At 35.6% G+C, this 15,962-nt stretch carries 15 protein-coding genes; 1 reads left to right on the top strand and 14 read right to left on the bottom strand.

Going from position 1 to position 15,962, the window contains the following annotated elements; translation table 11 throughout:
- Positions 1 to 153 precede the first annotated feature (153 nt).
- Positions 154 to 1,812: a 2-isopropylmalate synthase gene (locus SPJ17_RS01700; protein ID WP_321092131.1), complete on the top strand. Its 1,659-nt coding sequence runs from the start codon at positions 154 to 156 to the stop codon at positions 1,810 to 1,812.
- Between the two features lie 67 nt (positions 1,813 to 1,879).
- Here SPJ17_RS01700 and ilvB read toward each other — a convergent pair whose 3' ends face one another.
- The 14 genes from ilvB to plsX all read right to left on the bottom strand — a co-directional run bounded on the left by ilvB (position 1,880) and on the right by plsX (position 15,952).
- The gene (gene ilvB / locus SPJ17_RS01695; RefSeq protein ID WP_321092129.1) at positions 1,880 to 3,553 is read right to left on the bottom strand and encodes a biosynthetic-type acetolactate synthase large subunit; all 1,674 of its coding nucleotides are present in this window, start codon (positions 3,551 to 3,553) and stop codon (positions 1,880 to 1,882) included.
- A 30-nt stretch (positions 3,554 to 3,583) separates the two neighbouring features.
- Entirely contained in the window at positions 3,584 to 5,248 is a 1,665-nt protein-coding gene (gene ilvD / locus SPJ17_RS01690) for a dihydroxy-acid dehydratase (RefSeq protein ID WP_321092127.1), read from the bottom strand.
- Between the two features lie 28 nt (positions 5,249 to 5,276).
- Positions 5,277 to 6,374, bottom strand: a complete 1,098-nt coding sequence (gene leuB / locus SPJ17_RS01685; protein ID WP_321092124.1) for a 3-isopropylmalate dehydrogenase — start codon at positions 6,372 to 6,374, stop codon at positions 5,277 to 5,279.
- Positions 6,375 to 6,376: 2 nt separating this feature from the next.
- A complete protein-coding gene (gene leuD, locus SPJ17_RS01680; protein ID WP_321092122.1) occupies positions 6,377 to 6,889 on the bottom strand; it encodes a 3-isopropylmalate dehydratase small subunit in 513 nt (170 codons plus the stop codon).
- A gap of 9 nt (positions 6,890 to 6,898) precedes the next feature.
- Complete coding sequence (gene leuC / locus SPJ17_RS01675; RefSeq protein WP_321092121.1) at positions 6,899 to 8,152, bottom strand: 3-isopropylmalate dehydratase large subunit; 1,254 nt, start codon at positions 8,150 to 8,152, stop codon at positions 6,899 to 6,901.
- Positions 8,153 to 8,165: 13 nt separating this feature from the next.
- Entirely contained in the window at positions 8,166 to 9,737 is a 1,572-nt protein-coding gene (gene cimA, locus SPJ17_RS01670; protein WP_321092120.1) for a citramalate synthase, read from the bottom strand.
- Between the two features lie 82 nt (positions 9,738 to 9,819).
- Positions 9,820 to 10,845, bottom strand: coding sequence for a ketol-acid reductoisomerase (ilvC, locus tag SPJ17_RS01665; RefSeq protein WP_321092119.1), 1,026 nt, complete (start codon positions 10,843 to 10,845; stop codon positions 9,820 to 9,822).
- A gap of 22 nt (positions 10,846 to 10,867) precedes the next feature.
- Complete coding sequence (gene ilvN / locus SPJ17_RS01660; RefSeq protein WP_321092118.1) at positions 10,868 to 11,365, bottom strand: acetolactate synthase small subunit; 498 nt, start codon at positions 11,363 to 11,365, stop codon at positions 10,868 to 10,870.
- Positions 11,366 to 11,635: 270 nt separating this feature from the next.
- On the bottom strand, positions 11,636 to 11,962 hold the full coding sequence (locus SPJ17_RS01655) for a hypothetical protein (protein WP_321092117.1): 327 nt from the start codon (positions 11,960 to 11,962) through the stop codon (positions 11,636 to 11,638).
- Positions 11,950 to 13,053, bottom strand: a complete 1,104-nt coding sequence (locus tag SPJ17_RS01650; protein ID WP_321092116.1) for an aminopeptidase — start codon at positions 13,051 to 13,053, stop codon at positions 11,950 to 11,952. Before SPJ17_RS01650 ends, SPJ17_RS01655 begins: the two co-directional genes overlap by 13 nt.
- Positions 13,016 to 13,606 carry a cytidylate kinase-like family protein gene (locus tag SPJ17_RS01645; protein ID WP_321092114.1) on the bottom strand — a complete coding sequence of 197 codons (591 nt, stop codon included), beginning with the start codon at positions 13,604 to 13,606 and terminating at the stop codon, positions 13,016 to 13,018. Before SPJ17_RS01645 ends, SPJ17_RS01650 begins: the two co-directional genes overlap by 38 nt.
- A gap of 116 nt (positions 13,607 to 13,722) precedes the next feature.
- Positions 13,723 to 14,136 carry a peptide deformylase gene (locus SPJ17_RS01640; RefSeq protein ID WP_321092111.1) on the bottom strand — a complete coding sequence of 138 codons (414 nt, stop codon included), beginning with the start codon at positions 14,134 to 14,136 and terminating at the stop codon, positions 13,723 to 13,725.
- Positions 14,137 to 14,166: 30 nt separating this feature from the next.
- Positions 14,167 to 14,478: a hypothetical protein gene (locus SPJ17_RS01635; RefSeq protein WP_321092110.1), complete on the bottom strand. Its 312-nt coding sequence runs from the start codon at positions 14,476 to 14,478 to the stop codon at positions 14,167 to 14,169.
- A gap of 490 nt (positions 14,479 to 14,968) precedes the next feature.
- Positions 14,969 to 15,952 carry a phosphate acyltransferase PlsX gene (gene plsX / locus SPJ17_RS01630; RefSeq protein ID WP_321092107.1) on the bottom strand — a complete coding sequence of 328 codons (984 nt, stop codon included), beginning with the start codon at positions 15,950 to 15,952 and terminating at the stop codon, positions 14,969 to 14,971.
- Positions 15,953 to 15,962 lie beyond the last annotated feature (10 nt).

The raw sequence follows: 15,962 nt of genomic DNA, 5'->3' as shown, positions 1-15,962 counted from the left end.
ACCATAGTTGATATAATTTTTAAAGAAAAATTTTATCATATAAAAGCGCTATTATTCTTCTTTTTTGTTCGATAAAATTGACTACTATATAAACTTTTGATATAATGATATAAATTTATTTATAAATTTAATTGAATTTTTTGGAGGATTATTATGAAGGGATACGAAAAATATTTCAGAGGCTATTTTATGCCACCAGTCAAATGTAATGATTGGGTAGAAAAAGAATATATCGATAAAGCGCCTATTTGGTGTAGTGTTGATTTAAGAGATGGTAATCAATCCTTAATCAAGCCTATGTCCTTAGACCAGAAAGTAGAATTCTTCAAGCTCTTAGTTCAAATCGGATTTAAAGAAATTGAGGTAGGCTTCCCTGCAGCAAGTGAAACAGAATATGAATTCTTAAGGACATTAATCGATGCAGATTTAATTCCTGATGATGTTACCATCCAGGTATTAACACAGGCAAGACCTCATATTATTAAAAAGACATTTAAGGCACTAGAGGGCTGTAAGAAGGCTATCGTGCATTTATATAACTCTACTTCCCTAGCTCAGCGTGAGCAGGTATTTAAAAAGAGTAAGGAAGAAATAAAGGAAATTGCAGTTGAAGGAGCTAAAATGCTTGTCGATTTAGCAAGTGAGGCGAAGGGAGAAATTTATTTTGAGTATTCTCCTGAATCCTTTACAGGTACAGAGCCTGATTATGCACTTGAGGTTTGTAATGCAGTAATTGATGTATTTAAACCAACAAAGGATCATAAATTAATAATCAATCTACCTGCAACTGTTGAAATGTCACTTCCTCATGTATATGCATCTCAAATCGAATATATGTCAAAATATATGAAAAATAGAGAGGCTGTAACCATTTCACTTCATCCACATAATGATAGAGGTACTGGAGTTGCCGATGCAGAGCTTGGAATTTTGGCTGGTGCGGATAGAATTGAAGGTACATTATTCGGTAATGGTGAACGTACTGGTAATGTTGATGTCATTACTCTAGCACTTAATATGTATACGCATGGTGTTGACCCTATCTTAGATTTTTCAAATCTTCCTGATATCATAAAATTATATGAATCTGTTACAGAAATGAAGGTTTATGATAGACAGCCATATGCAGGTAAATTCGTATTTGCCGCATTTAGTGGTTCTCACCAGGATGCCATTTCTAAGGGCTTAAAATATCATAAGGCAAACAAGCTTGCAACATGGAGTGTTCCATATCTTCCACTGGATCCAAAGGATGTATCTAGAGAATATTCTGCAGATGTTATACGTATTAATTCACAATCTGGTAAGGGTGGTATTGCCTACATTTTGGAAACAAACTTTGGTTTAAATATTCCAACAAAGATGAGAGAAACGGTTGGATATACCGTTAAAGATGTATCTGATAAGGAGCATAAGGAGCTTACTCCTTCTGATGTACAAACCATCTTCGTTGAAAACTTCGTTAATCTTAAGACTCCTCTTAAGATGCTTGAATACCACTTCATTCGTGAGGGTGCCATATTCAAGGTAATGATTTCAACCGAATGGAATGGAATCAGAAAGGATTATTTAGCTGAGGGTTCCGGTAGACTTGATGCTGTATCGAATGCAATTAAGGAATGCTATAATCTCGATTATGTATTAACAAATTATAATGAGCATGCCTTAGAATCTACATCAAAGTCAGAGGCTGCAGCATATGTATCCGTTAAAATCGGAGATAAGGAAACTTGGGGTTCTGGTATCCATGAGGATATCATTTGCGCTTCCATTTACGCACTTGTTTCTGCAATCAATAACCAATATAAATAAGAATGGGACACGAAGGTGTCCTTTTTTTGGGATTAAAAAACTCCTCGAAATTTGAGGAGTAATTTTTTTACTTTAGCATAATATCATCAATTTGATGTCCTGGTGCTACCATTGGTAATACCTTTTCATCAATTTCTACATGTGCATTAATTAGTGTAGGTCTTCTGAGCTTTACGGTTTCTTCTATTGCCTTCGAATAATCATCTTTTGTGAAGCATTCATAATAAGAAACGCCTAAAGCCTTAGCTAGGGCTTCATAATCAAGTACAGTATCAAGTATTGTTTGAGAATATCTCTTCTCATAGAATGCAGTTTGCCACTGACGAACCATACCAAGTACTTGGTTATTTGCAACAATTACACATACAGGCAAATTGTATTTAGAAATCGTAAGTAATTCGTTGAAATTCATACGGAAGGAACCATCACCTGCAATATTGAATACCATTGCATCAGGATGTGCTATTTGAGTGCCAATGGATGCACCCATACCGTAGCCCATTGTGCCAAGACCTCCTGATGACATCAAACGGTTTGGCTTTGTATATTTGAAGTATTGGGCAGCCCATAGCTGATGCTGACCAACCTCTGTACAAATATAACAATCTCCATTTGTTGCTCTTTGGATTTCTTCCATGAAGAACCTAGGCTTTAATGTAGAAGACATTTGATTTTCTGTGAAGATATTCTTCCAAGAATCAACAAGTGCTAACCAAATAGGATTCTTCTTTGGCTTAAGGTATGGAAGTAGGCGATCTAAGAATTCCTTTGCATCCATAACTAAGGAATAATCTGTTGGAATATTTTTATCAATTTCAGCTAAATCAATATCAACCTGAACAATTTTAGCATTTTCTGCAAAATGCTTACGGTTCGATAATACGCGATCGGAAAATCTTACGCCAAGAGCAAGTAATAAATCACATTCAACAATACATTTATTAGATGCAACTGTACCATGCATACCAACTAAACCTGTAGATAGGCGATTGGTTTGATCAAATGCACCAAGACCCATTAAGGATGTACATGTTGGAATATCCATCATATTAGCAAATTGATTTAATTCTTCGCTTGCGTTTGCGCGAATAATACCACCACCAGCATAGATAAATGGACGTTTTGCTTGATTGATTAAATCTGCAATTTCTTTAATTCTATCATCGGATACATGAGGAAGCTTTTTAGCGAAAACCTTTGTATCAATTACTGCTGGTTCATATTCTGCCTTACATTTGGGGTCTGTAATATTCTTTGGAATATCGACTAATACAGGGCCTGGTCTTCCGCTTCTTGCGATAGCGAATGCCTCACGGATGGTATCCGCAAGCTTATTTACATCCTTAACGATATAATTATGCTTTGTAATTGGCATGGTAATACCTGTAATATCTACCTCCTGGAAAGAATCCTTACCTAAAGAGGAGACACCAACGTTACCTGTAATAGCAACCATTGGTACAGAATCCATATATGCCGTTGCAATACCTGTAACTAGGTTTGTTGCACCTGGACCTGATGTTGCTAAAACAACTCCAACCTTTCCTGTTGATCTTGCATATCCATCGGCTGCATGAGATGCACCCTGTTCATGGGATGTTAGGATATGAAGGATTTTGTCCTGATTTTTATATAATTCATCATAAATGTTTAATACAGCTCCACCAGGGTATCCGAATATTACATCAACACCTTGCTCAATTAAACATTTTACGATGATTTCTGAACCACTAAGTTTCATATTCACACCACCCTTTTTAGATTTTAATAATTATTCATCCTTAAATACTGCACCTGTAGATGCATTTGTAACAAGCTTAGCATATCTTGCTAAATAGCCTGTCTTAATCTTTGGCTCAGGGCATACCCATTTTGCCTTTCTCTTTTCTAGTTCCTCATCGGAAACTAATAATTCAATCTTACATGCAATCATATCAATTGCAATCATATCTCCATTTTCAACATAGGCAATAGGACCACCTTCCGCTGCCTCAGGAGAAACATGACCAATGGATGCGCCACGAGTTGCACCACTAAATCTACCATCGGTAATTAAAGCAACATCCGATGCCAAGCCCATACCTGCTAGTCTAGAGGTTGGTGCTAGCATTTCTCTCATACCTGGTCCACCCTTAGGTCCTTCATAACGAATGACAACAATATCACCCTTTTCAATCTTTCCACCATCAATTGCAGCAATTGCCTCCTCTTCAGAGTTATATACCTTAGCTTTACAGGTGTGCTTAAGCATTTCAGGTGCTACGGCACCTCTTTTTACAACACAGCCATTAGGTGCTAAATTACCCTTTAATACAGCAATTCCTCCAGTCTTTGAATATGGATTATCTATTGTACGAATAACATTAGGATTCTTATTTATTGCACCCTTAATGTTTTCTCTAATTGTTTTACCTGTAACTGTCATTAAATCTAAATCTAAAATACCAAGCTTAGATACCTCATTCATAACAGCCTTAATTCCACCGGCTTCATTTAAATCCTCCATGTAGGTAGGACCTGCAGGAGCTAAATGGCATAGATTTGGAGTGTGTTCAGAAATACCATTGGCCATATCTAAATCGATATGTACACCAGCCTCATGTGCAATTGCTGGTAAATGAAGCATTGTATTTGTAGAGCATCCAAGTACCATATCCATAGTTAAGGCATTCTTTAGGGACTTTTCATTTACAATATCTCTTGCCTTAATATCCTTCTTAACCATTTCCATAATCTGCATACCAGCATGCTTAGCTAAACGAATTCTTTCCGCATAAACCGCAGGAATTGTACCATTACCAGGTAGTGCAATACCTAATACCTCGCACATACAGTTCATAGAATTTGCTGTATACATACCAGAACATGAACCACAACCAGGACAGGAATTATTCTCATATTCATCTAGTTCTTCTTGTGTAATCTTTCCAGCTAAGAATTTACCTACTGCCTCAAATGTAGAGGAAAGGGAGGTTTTATGTCCATCTACTCTACCAGCAAGCATAGGTCCACCAGAGCATACGACGGTAGGAAGATTTAATCTTAATGCTCCCATAAGCATACCTGGAACTATTTTGTCACAGTTTGGAATTAAAACTAATCCATCGAAGGCATGAGCGCTTGCCATACATTCTACAGAATCTGCAATTAATTCTCTTGTGACTAAGGAATATTTCATTCCCTGATGTCCCATAGCTATACCATCACAAACACCAATGGCAGGTACCTCAATTGGAGTACCACCAGCCATTAAAATACCTCTTTTAACAGCCTCTGCAACCTTATCTAGCCACATATGACCAGGTACTATTTCAGATTTTGCACAAACAATACCAATCATTGGTCTTTCGATTTCTTCGTCTGTATATCCTAAAGCCTTGAATAAAGAACGGTTAGGTACTCTTTCAACGCCCTTCTTTACAACATCACTCTTCATGATGCCACCCCTTTTCTAAAACAAATTCTTACTTTAATTGAGCGACAACTAAATCGCCCATTTCCTTAGTTCCAACAATCTTATCTTCTGGAGTATCCTTTGATTTAATATCACCAGTTCTCCAACCAGCATCTAAAACAGCATTAACTGCAGCCTCAATAGCTTCAGCCTCCTTAGTTAAGCCTAAGGAATATCTAAATAGCATTGGAACGGATAAAATTGTAGCAAGTGGGTTTGCTAAATTCTTTCCAGCAATATCTGGTGCAGAACCATGAATTGGCTCATATAAGCCTAACTTACCTGCACCTAAGGATGCACTCGCAAGCATACCAATAGAGCCTGCAACCTGGCTTGCCTCATCGGTTAAAATATCACCAAAGATATTCGATGTTACAATAACATCAAACTGACGAGGATTTCTAACGAGCTGCATTGCACAGTTATCTACATACATTTCACTAGTTTCGATATCAGGATATTCATTCTTTACTCTTTCGAATACTGCTCTCCATAATCTAGAGGATTCAAGTACATTAGCCTTATGAACACAGCATAGCTTCTTTTGTCTCTTTCTTGCACATTCAAAGCCTGTTCTTAAAATTCTTTCAATCTCAAATACAGAATACTTCTCTAAATCGGATGCCCAGCAATCAGGCTTTTCTGGGTTGAATGCTGGTGAATTTGCCTTCTCCCCAAAATACATACCACCAGTTAATTCTCTTACAACTAAAATATCTAAGCCTTCACCAATAATTTCAGGCTTTAGTGGAGATGTATGCTGTAATTGCTTATATAAAACTGCTGGTCTTAGGTTCGCATAAAGCTTTAATGCACCACGAATACCAAGTAGTCCCTTCTCAGGTCTATCTCCATTGGTTAGGTGATCCCACTTAGGTCCACCTACAGCACCAAGAAGTACTGCATCAGATGCTAAGGCAGCATCAATGGTATCCTGTGGTAAGGATGTACCATCCATATCAATAGCGATACCACCCATTCTCTTTTCAATAATATCAAATGTATGACCATATAATTCACCAATACGGTTCATAACCTTAACTGCTTCTCTTACGATATCAGGTCCAATACCATCACCTGGTAATGTTACAATCTTAAATGTTGCCATAATTACTTATTTTCTCCTTTGATCTTATTCACTAATCCGCCAGCCTTGATAATATTTTGCATAAATTCAGGGAATGGCTGACCCTGGAAGGATTTACCTGTTGTTTCATTTTTAATTACGCCTGTATCAAAATTTACAGAAACAGTATCGCCTTCCTTAATTCCATCAACTGCCTCAGGGCACTCTAAAATTGGAAGACCAATATTAATGGAATTACGATAGAAAATACGAGCAAAGCTCTTTGCAATTACGCATGAAACTCCGCAAGCCTTAATTGCGATTGGAGCGTGCTCACGAGAAGAACCACATCCAAAATTCTTTTGGGCAACAATGATGTCTCCTTCATGAACTCTTTTTGAAAATACTGGTAAACCAGCATTAATATCCTGCTTAGAATCCTCCATACAATGTACGGCTAATTCCTTTGGATCTGATGTATTTAAGTAACGTGCAGGGATGATTACATCTGTATCAATATCTGCACCATAACAAAATGCTCTACCTTTAGCGTTCATAATAACCTCCTAAACCAAATCAGGATTTGTAATATATCCTGTTAATGCACTTGCAGCTGCAGTAGCTGGAGATGCTAAGTAAACCTCAGAATCTACATGACCCATACGTCCAACGAAGTTACGGTTTGTTGTAGATACACATCTTTCACCAGCAGCTAAGATACCCATATATCCACCAAGACATGGTCCACATGTAGGTGTTGATACGGCGCATCCTGCCTCAACTAAATCCTGAATAATTCCTTCAGCGATAGCCTCAAGATAAATTTTTTGCGTACCTGGGATAATTATGACACGAACATTTGGATCTACCTTCTTGCCCTTTAAGATTTCATGAGCAATTCTTAAGTCCTCCATACGACCATTTGTACAAGAACCAATAACTACCTGGTCAATCTTTACTTCATTTTTACCAATCTCATCTACGGTCTTTGTATTTTCAGGTAAATGAGGGAATGCTACTGTAGGACGAATCTTTGATAAATCAATATCATAAACTGCATCATAGATGGCATCAGGGTCTGCCTCATATACAACCGGAGTCTTCTTAGAATGCTTCTTGCAATAATCAAGGGTAACCTCATCTACTGCAAAAATACCATTCTTAGCACCAGCTTCAATTGCCATATTTGCCATACATAAACGAGAATCCATACTTAAATTCTTTAAACCCTCACCAGAAAATTCCATAGACTTATATAAAGCTCCATCTACACCAATCATACCGATAATGTGCAAGATAACATCCTTACCAGAAACATTCTTCTGTAATTTTCCAGTTAAATTAAATTTTAATGCACCAGGTACCTTAAACCAAGCCTCACCTGTTGCCATACCACAAGCCATATCTGTAGATCCTACACCTGTAGAAAATGCACCAAGTGCACCATAAGTACAGGTATGTGAGTCAGCACCGATTACAACATCTCCTGCAACAACTAAGCCCTTCTCAGGAAGTAAGGCATGCTCAATACCCATTTGTCCAACCTCGAAGAAGTTTACAATTCCCATCTTATGAGCGAACTCACGGATATATTTGCACTGCTCTGCAGATTTAATATCCTTATTCGGTACAAAGTGATCTGGTACGATAGATACCTTTTCCTTATCAAATACATGATCAACTCCAATATTTTTAAATACATTTACTGCTACTGGAGTTGTAATATCATTACCATGTACTAAATCTAGCTTACATGTAATTAATTGTCCGGCAGTAACTTCCTTTAATCCTGCATGAGCTGCAAGGATTTTTTGTGTCATTGTCATTCCCATATTATTTATTATTCTCCTTAAATAACTTATATTCTATGGAATCGATTAAAGCCTTGAAGGAGGCTTCAATGATATCCTTGGATACACCAACAGTGGACCATGTATATGCTCCATCTGTCGATTCAATTAAAACTCTTGTTTTTGCTGCGGTAGCGGATTCCTTACCATCTAATATACGAACCTTATAATCGGATAGGTGTACCATATTTAAGATTGGATAGAATCTACCAATGGCCTTTCTTAATGCCTCATTTAAGGCATCCACTGGACCATCGCCATTTGCAGCTGTAATTTCTTCTATTCCTTCTACTGAAACCTTAATGATTGCAGCGGAGGAATGTAGGTTTGCCTTTGATGGACCTTCACCAATCGTTTTGAAATCTAAAACCTCGAAGAAAGGCTTAAATGCACCAAAGCTTTTATGGACAATTAGCTCGAAGGATGCATCTGCACCCTCAAACTGATATCCTAAATATTCTAAATCCTTGATTCTTTGAATAATCATGGATAATCTTGGATCATTTTTTTCTACATTTGGATAAATCTTTTGAATCTTAGCTAGTACGGTTGCCTTACCTGCAACCTCACTAATTAAGAATTTTCTTTCATTGCCTACAAGTTCTGGAGAAATATGCTCAAAGGATTTTGAGTTCTTAAATACTCCATCTACATGCATGCCAGCCTTATGTGCAAAGGCAGTTTCACCAACAAATGGTAATGTACCAAGTAGCTTAAAATTCGAAATTTCAGCAATGGTTCTTGCCGTATTCGTTAATTCCTTTATGTTGCCTTCTGGTAGACATAAAATATTTTTCTTTAATTCTAGGTTTGCAATAATTGCAGAAAGATTTGCATTACCGCACCTTTCACCATAGCCTAAGAATGTACCCTGTACCTGAGTTACGCCATTTAATACAGCAAGTACAGATAAGGATACCGCCATACCGGAATCATTATGAGCATGAATTCCAAGCTCTGTGTGAATATTTTCTTTAACTTCTTTTATTATTTCAACCATTTCATCTGGAAATGTACCACCATTTGTATCACATAAAATAATACATTCAGCACCTGCATCCTCTGCAGCCTTTAAGGTTTTTAGAGCATAATCCTTATTTCCCTTAAAGCCATCAAAGAAATGCTCAGCATCAAAGAAAACATGCTTATTCTTAGATTTTAGATATATAATCGTATCCTTTATCATAGATATATTTTCTTCAAGTGTTGTATTAATAATTTCTGTCACATGGAAATCCCAGGATTTACCAAAAATACAAACATAATCTGTTGAAGCCTCAAGAAGAGCATTTAAATTTGCATCATCGGAAGCTTCAATATTACATCTTCTAGTACTTCCAAAAGCAACAAGCTTCGAATGCTTAAAGGTTAAGTTTTTCGCTACATGGAAAAATTCCATATCCTTTTGATTTGAACCAGGATTCCCTGCTTCAATAAAATCAACACCTAAATCATCAAGCGCCTTAGCAATTTTAATCTTATCACCAACTAAAAAGCTAATACCTTCGGCTTGTGCTCCATCTCTTAAGGTTGAATCGAATATCTTGGCACGCAAGAAATTCACCCCCTTTTATATGTGAAAATTAGGAAGCAGCTAAGCCGCTTCCATAATTTCATAAAACTATGTTCAATTAAAATTAATTATTGATGAACTTGTTCTTTTCGTCGTTCCATGCATAGAACTTACGGATTTCTTCACCAACCTTTTCTGATTGATGAGATGCTGCCTTAGCTCTTAATGCATTGAAATGTACCTGACCGGATGCAGAAGACATATCTAATAAGAAGTCCTTAGCAAATGTACCATCCTGGATATCTGCTAATACCTTCTTCATTGCCTTCTTAGTATCTTCAGTAATAATCTTTGGACCAGTGATATAATCACCATATTCAGCTGTATTCGAAATAGAATATCTCATACCTGCGAAGCCAGACTGATAAATTAAATCAACGATTAGCTTCATTTCATGAATACACTCGAAATATGCATTACGAGGGTCATAACCAGCTTCAACTAGAGTTTCAAAACCAGCCTGCATTAAAGCACATACGCCACCGCAAAGTACTGCCTGCTCACCGAATAGGTCTGTTTCCGTTTCTGTCTTGAATGTAGTTTCCAAAATTGCAGCACGAGCACCACCAATACCAGCACCGTATGCTAAAGCAATCTCTAATGCCTTACCAGTTTCGTTTCTTTCAACTGCAACTAAGCATGGAGTACCCTTTCCAGCCTGGAACTCAGAGCGTACAGTATGACCTGGAGCCTTTGGAGCAATCATAGCTACATCGACACCCTTAGGTGGATTAATTAAACCGAAATGAATATTGAAGCCATGAGCAAACATTAACATCTTACCAGGCTTTAGGTTAGGAGCAATATCCTTTTCATACATAGCCTTTTGCTTCTCATCATTAATTAAGATCATGATAATGTCTGCAACCTTTGCAGCCTCAGCTGTAACCATAACCTTGCAGCCCTGTGCCTCTGCCTTAGCCCAGCTCTTGGATCCTTCATATAGACCTACAACAACATTAACACCAGATTCCATAAGGTTTAATGCGTGTGCATGTCCTTGAGAACCATATCCAATAATTGCAACTGTCTTACCATCTAAATAATGTAAGTCACAGTCCTTTTCATAAAAAATTCTAGCTTCTGCCATTTTCAAAATCCCTCTTTCATTTTTAATAATTTTTTAATTCGCTATCTCCACGGGCGATAGCTGAAACTCCGGTTCGGATTACTTCTTTGATGCCGAACTCATCAAGCATAGAAATAATAGCTGATACCTTATTTTGATCACCTGTAATTTCTAGGATAATAGTACTATTGGTAACATCAATGATATGTGCTCTAAATATATTTGCTATTTCCATGATTTGACTTCTTGTACCATTTAATGCATCAATCTTAATTAAGGCAAGCTCTCTTTTTACAGAATGCTCTTCTTCAAATTCAGCTATTTTAATAACATCCATAAGCTTTGCTAGCTGATTTTTGATTTGCATGTACACGTCATCCTCACACTCAACAACAATCGTCATTCTAGAAACATTTGGATCTTCTGATTTTCCAACGGATAAGCTTTCAATATTGTAGCCTCTTCTTGAGAATAATCCAGATACTCTAGATAATACACCCATGTGATTGTTCACTAGTACAGATAATGTGTGTCTAGCCACTATGTCCATCCTTTCCGACACCCTATATATTATAAATATATAAGCGGTCAAATATGAATTATGGTTTAATTATAACATTTTAAAATACTTTGTCAAACCAATTCCATTGTCTTAACGAACTAGATTTTGTGAAAATATTATTTTTCATAAATTATATTTTTAGAAAACGTTATTTTATGAAATTTAATTTTATAAAATTGATTATAACAAAAATACTATAAATTATATTCGTTTTTTTGAAAACGTTTTATGTTTTTTTGTACATGATTTTCATACAATTATGTAAATTACACCACTATTTCCAACACGTTTTTCACTATCTGGTATGAAATGGGAATACTTAAATGTAAAAAACTTAGGTGTATAATCATATAGGTCAGAAGATAAGATATAATCCTTTATCCCATGACCTTTTTTCTCCTCTAGGTAAGCTAAAACCTCATTTTTAATAATATGCGTTCCACCACTTGATCCATACCCTACAATCACCTTAACACAATGATCCGCCTCTCTTTTTCCAAAGGATATTGCAATCTTTAGCTCCTCTATTGCACTTTTTCTATTCTCGTTATATTTGTGTATGTCTACGGTATACATATTCCTCCATCCTTAAGGATTAAAATCTCATCCTTTCTATTTTTAATTTTAGCATATACCTTTAGGCTTAAGGAGCCAAAAACTAAATCGATATGATATTGGGATTTATTGATTCTTCCCAATTCCTCTATGCCATAAGGATAGCTATTACCAAGCGCGATATGACATCCTATATTTTCATCCATGATTGTAGATAGAAAATACCCATCTTCATATGGTGCAAGTGCTACTTCTCCTATATAGGATAAGGATTCATCTAAAGATAGAATTTCATCTAAGTTTTTCGATCGAATTACTTTTCCATTTTCAAGTTCTATTTCCATATCCTTATATATTTTCCCGTGGTAGCATAAAGGCTTTGTAAATACGATTTTCCCCACTCCACTATATTTACTAGGGGCTGTAAATATTTCTCTAGATGGGGCATTTGCCTGATATATTTTTCCATTATGTTCAATTCTTTTTCCAACAAATTTAAAATTCTTTGTCATTTTAAAGCGACAATTTGTACCCTCATCACTTACAAAATGCAATTCTTCTATATTTAATTCATCTAAGGATTCCTTATATATATCAAAGGAATCACTATCGTATAAGGCTTCTACCTTATCCCATAATTCATTTAACGAAATACCTAACCTTGATGCCCAATATAGATTTGGCTTCACAATCATAATTCTTGGGGAATGAATTAAGTATTCCTGTAAGAAATTAAGCTCATCTAAATGCTTTAAATAGCCATTAATCTCACTCGTAATAACTACTGGCAAAGGAAAAGGAGATAATATAGTAATACGGATGAATCCTTCAGATATTCTTTCCTTGTAAAAGGAAATCTTATCATTTAGATATTTCCTAAATCCTTTATTTATCTCCTCACATATAATTCCATTTGTATAAGTAATAAAAACATTTCGGATACCTTTGGCTATAAAAAGCTCCTTTAGGGTTTTAGCAAATTCCATTTCCTCATAGGAAATCACAATTTCAATAGATTTTGTATCCTTAAAGTCATAATATTCCGTTAAAACCCTTTGGGCAAGCTTTAATTCCTTATTCCAAATGGAATCTTCTTTTTGTGTAGTCGACAATCGTATCTACACATCCTTCAATACCGATTCTAGAATTGATACATAAATCATAATTCGAAGCCTTACCCCAATCCATATCGGTATAAAAATTATAATAGCCTTTTCTCTTCTTATCCTTTTTTACAATATAGGATGCAGCCTTTTCAGGCTTAATTCCGTAATACTCAATCGCACGCTTTATTTTATCCTCCATAGGTGCGCAAATAAAAACATTAACAACATTAGGATTCTCTTTTAGTACATAATCCGCACATCTACCTACAATGACACAGGATTTTTCCTCTGTAATCTTTTTGATTGTATCAAATTGTGCTAAAAATACCTTTTGAGATAGGGTCATATCATAGGAATACATACCCAATCCACCACCTAAAAAGCCATCTTGCTTTTCATCATAGCTTTCAAAAATTGATGGAGAAAGCCCAGATTCCTTAGCCGCCTCAATTAAAAGCTCATTATCATAAAAAGGAATTCCAAGCTTTTCAGCAACTAATCTACCGATAAATCTACCACCACTGCCGTATTCACGACCAATCGTAATAACATACTTCATATTGAGTTCACCGTCCTTTGTTACTTTCATTATAATCCATATTTTAAAAACTCTCAAATAATTTTTATGGCACACAAGAAAAATCCTATACTGTATTTATACAATATAGGATATCTTTAAATGATTTTCCCAAGTAAATGATCCATTTCATGCTCAATGATTTCTGCAGTGAAGCCAGAGAATGTCTTAATTCTCTTTTTAAAATCTAGGGTTAAATATTCAATTTTAATTTTCTTATGACGGATACATTTTCTAAATCCCTCTAAGGATAGGCATCCTTCTTCTATCTCATAAGGATCCATTGCCTTTAGGATTTTAGGCTCTAATATAACCTCCATCTTTTCATCATCATTAATGAAAATAATCATATTCTTAGAATAGCCTATCATATTTGCTGCCATACCAACACAATGACTTCTATGAAATCTTAAAGTATCGATTAAATCATCCGCGATGAATAGATCTTCCTTTAATACTTCACTCGATGGCCTTTTTAGAAATTCTATATCCTTAATTATATTTCTTATCATATAGAAAGAAAAAATGTCAAAAATGACATTTTACCCCTTTAATCCGTCAGCCTGACGCTGCATATTTTCAACTACAATATCATAAATATCGCCCATTTCCTGACCCTTAGCTAATAATAGCCATGGCTCATTCGTATGGAAATGAACCTTAATGAAGTTTTCAGGATTACCATATTTATCTTCACCCTCAATTGCAGCAATTACAAGTGAGTCTCCTACTAATTTTGTTAAAATGAATTCTCTTAAGGAATCCTCTGCATCATCAATATCACCATCAGCTATATCGATTAAAAGCTGTGTATCAAATTTATATTCTACTAAACTTAAATGTTCCTTTACCATTATCGTTTCCCTCCATAATCTATATACATTATACGCTATAGGTGTTGATTTGTAAAGAAAATAAAATGGTAAGTTAGATGAAACAAACCTCATTTTTATGAATACATATTTATTTATTCTATATTGTTTTTTATCTTCTCCTAGGCCCTTTAGCTATCCATAGATCACAATTTGAAAATACTAATAAAGGAATCATCCTCATCCATCTTATCTATAATTCTTTATTTACCATATCGAATAAGCGTTCCTTTAAAGCTAGGGTTCCACGGTATGGATTATGAATTCATATGATTCATTATATCTATTAATATATAGAAAATTAAAGCTTACTTTTTGTTTTTTAATAAAGAATGGTATCCTTTAATATCTTATTGGTAGTTGAAGAGGTCACTTTAGTGATGTTTACTTTAACTACATTTATGGATAACATAAAAAGTCCCTCATTTAATAGACTCTATTTTAGTCATATTATTTGAAGGACTTTCTTCCTTTAAGATAATAGATTCTCCATTATACCAATCATATCATTTTTAGCTAAAACATAGGCTTCTTTAATCATATTATAGAATGTTTTAGCCTCGCCTGCACCATGACCCTTAATGACAGGTTTTTTAACACCTAAAAGATTAGCACCACCCAAGGTGTTATAATCATATTTGGCCATAAGGTTTTTTACCGTATTCATTAATACTTTGGCTTCTTTATCATCCTTAGCTTCCTTTGATGCCTTGATCATATCCATGAATAAAGCTTTTGCAGTACCCTCGATCGTTTTAATCACTGTATTTCCTGCAAATCCATCACTACAGATGACATCACAAGTGGATTGAAGAACATCCTTACCCTCAACATTACCTAAGAAATTAAGTCCAGAATTCTTTAATAATTGATGGGCTTCCTTGATTGCATCAGGTCCCTTCTTTTCCTCTGCACCATTCGATAATAAACGTACAGAAGGATTTTCAATTCCCTTAGCCTTCATATAGGCTACACCCATCTTTGCAAATTCTACAATTTGCTCAGGCTTGCAATCGACATTCGCCCCACAATCGCTAATTAAGAATTCACCATTTTGACCTAGAAGTAGACAAGATAGACATGGCCTGACCTCGCCAATTCTGCCTAAGATGAACATAGATGAAACAAGTACTGCACCTGTAGAGCCACAGGATACAAAGCCTCCGGCGAATGGATCGTTTTTACAAATATTTAAGCCCTTTACTAAGCTTGAATCTGGCTTTTTTCTAAAGGCTTTTGTTGGAATATCATCATTTGTAATTTCTTCACTGCAATCTATAATTTCCACCTGGTCCTTATTATAAGATAATGTTTCAAGCACAGGCATAATGATATCCTTTTTTGCACATAGGGTAACCATTAAATCACTATTTTCATTAATGGCATCGATTGCGCCAGAAACAAGCTCGTTTGCTGGCTTATCTGCCCCCATAAGATCAACAACAATCTTAATCATAGTAAACCCC

This window comes from Anaeroplasma sp. (assembly GCF_034179385.1).
In the GTDB taxonomy this organism is placed as follows: domain Bacteria; phylum Bacillota_I; class Bacilli_A; order Acholeplasmatales; family Anaeroplasmataceae; genus Anaeroplasma.
Note: the sequence above shows the minus strand (reverse complement) of the source record. Positions and strands in the feature narration are given on the sequence as shown.